This window comes from bacterium (genome assembly GCA_035691305.1).
Taxonomy (GTDB): domain Bacteria; phylum Sysuimicrobiota; class Sysuimicrobiia; order Sysuimicrobiales; family Segetimicrobiaceae; genus DASSJF01.
Window position 1 is genome coordinate 1 of the sequence record DASSJF010000042.1, and the last position, 2560, is coordinate 2560.

Below are 2560 nucleotides of genomic sequence, written 5' to 3' on the forward strand. Positions count from 1 at the left end.
CGGCGGCCAGGGTGGGAATGGTGGCAACGGCGGGACCGGTGGCAATGGTGGCACCAGCGGAAACGGTGGGCATGGAAACAACGGGACCAACTTGGGTAACGGCGGTACCGACAAGGGTGCGGGAAATGGGGGCCCTAACGGCGTGGGTAATGGGACAGACCGCGAACGTTAACTCTTAACTACACTTCAATCACCGTGGCGGCGATCGTCTTGCGATCGCCGCCACGCCATTTCCGCCGAGGCGACTTTAGAGGATAGCCCGTCGCTACCGGCGACCGACCGGTAACGACGCTCGCCGCACGCGGCAATCAGTGAGCGGGGTGCGGCCCTTCCGGCGGCGCGTTCATCATCCTCAGCATCTCGAGTCCGCCGGTCAGGACGAAGCGCACGGCCAGCACCGCCCCGATCGCAAGGAACAGGAGATTGAGAACCGTGGTGTAGTTCCAGGTCACATGCGCCTCGAGGACGACCACGTTGTGCACGCCGGGCTCCAGGCCCGCGGCGCGAACGAGCAGATCGACGAGGAGTCCGGCCGCGGCCATGACCGCGTACGACGTCGCGAGCAAATACACGGCCATCCGCCGGCCGTAGTATTTTCGGTAGATGTCGAGGATCGGCAGCACGATCAAGTCCGAGAAGATGAACGCCACCACGCCGCCGAAGCTGACGCCCCCGTTCCACAGCACCGCGGCAAGCGGCACGTTCCCCACTGAGCAGACGAACGAGAGGATGGCGACGAACGGCGCAATCAACGGACTCCACAACAGGTTGCCGAGCGGATGTCCGGTCAGGAAGAACGCCCGCCAGAACGCATCCGGCACCCAGGCCGCGAGCGCGCCCGCGATCAAGAGGCCGCCGGCCACGTCCAGCCAGACCGCCGCCCAGTCCATGACGAAGTAGTGGCTGATGGCAGTGAAGCCTTCCGGCGAGAGCATGCGGGCGAGAAGCGGGCGACCGTCCACGACGGTCATATCCATCACGGCGTGCCCCTCCATCCGGCCGGTCAGCCCCGCGCCGGCCTGTCGGCGCGCCTCCTCGACGAGCGGGCGGCGCAGCGTGGCGCGAAAGAGCAGCCAGAGCATCACGATCATGACTGGCCCGCCGACGAACTCCGCCGCGGTGAAGCGCCAGCCGAGCAGGACCGCCATGACGATGCCGAGCTCGATGACGAGGTTGGTCGACGCGAATTGGAAGACGATCGCGGCGGTGAAGTCGGCGCCGCGTCGGAACAGCGACCGCGCGAGCGCTACGGCCGCGTACGAACACGAGGATGACGCAAACCCGAACAGGGTCGCCAGCGCGATCGCGCGCGGTGAATCGTCGCCGAGCAGGCGAACCATCTGCTGCTTCGAGACGAAGGCCTGCACGCCGGCCGAGAGGGCGAAGCCGAGAATGAGCGGCCACAGGATCTCCCAGAGCATGGCAAACGCCAGGCTGAACGCGTGGAGGACGGCGGCCGTCACTGGGCGGGAGGCCGTGCATGCGGCCGGGAGTCCCGCGCAGACCGGGGAATGCCTAGGCCGCGCAGGTCGTTAGGATCGCCGGTGAGACTTTCCATCATCGATCAGTCGCCCGTCTCCTCCGGCTCGACGCCGGCGGATGCGCTGCGCAACACGATCGACCTCGCGCGGCGCGCCGACGCGCTCGGGTTCGAGCGCTATTGGATCGCGGAGCACCATGCGACGCCCGGCTTCGCGAGCCCCGCTCCGGAGGCGCTTATCGCGCGCGTCGCGGCGGAGACGTCCGGCATCCGCGTCGGATCCGGCGGCGTCCTGTTACCCCACTACAGCCCGCTGAAGGTCGCTGAGGTCTTCCGGGTGCTGCACGCCCTGTACCCGGGCCGGATCGACCTCGGCATCGGCCGGGCGCCCGGCAGCGCCCCGCTCGAAGCCTACGCGCTTCGCCGCGACCGCAGCAGCCGGGAGTGGGTCGATGACTTTCCGGACCAACTCCTGGAACTCCTCGCGTTTCTCCGGAAGGCGTTCCCGCCGGCCCATCCGTTCGGACGGATTCTCGTGACTCCGGACATGCCGGGCGGTCCGGACGTCTGGCTGCTCGGCTCAAGCATGTGGAGCGCGCAGGCCGCGTCCGAGATCGGCCTGCCGTACGCCTTCGCGCACTTCATCAATCCCGATCCGACGCGCGGGGCGCTCGAATACTACAGGGCGCACGTCGACGAAGAGGCGCGCCGGACCATTCTTGCGCTCGGCGTGGTCTGCGCGGAGACGGAAGCGGAAGCGCTGCGGCAGGCCGCGCCGGTGCGGCTGCGACGCTACCTCCGCGCGCAGGGCGTCGAACCTGGCCCCATCCCGTCGCCGGAAGACGCGCTGGCGCAGTTGGGTCCGGGTCCGGACCCGATGCCGCCGGAGCAGAGCGAATGGCCGCGGTACATCGTCGGCTCAGCCGAACGGGTGCGCGACCGCCTCGCCGGCATCGCCGAGGCCCTGGCGCTGGACGAACTGATGATCCTCACGATTGTGCACGACCATCGGGCGCGCGTGCGGTCGTACGAGCTGCTGGCGGAGGCGTTCCGCCTGACGCCGCGCGGCGCGGCGCCGCA

2 protein-coding genes are annotated in these 2560 nt (G+C 68.8%); one reads left to right on the forward strand and one right to left on the reverse strand.

Features of this window, described 5'->3' with window-relative positions:
- Positions 1–308 precede the first annotated feature (308 nt).
- Entirely contained in the window at positions 309–1463 is a 1155-nt protein-coding gene (locus tag VFL28_08110; protein HET7264618.1) for a permease, read from the reverse strand.
- Between the two features lie 81 nt (positions 1464–1544).
- On the opposite strand from VFL28_08110, the gene VFL28_08115 reads away from it, so the two are divergent.
- Positions 1545–2560, forward strand: a 1016-nt coding sequence (locus VFL28_08115) for an LLM class flavin-dependent oxidoreductase (GenBank protein HET7264619.1), incomplete at its 3' end; no start/stop codon positions are given.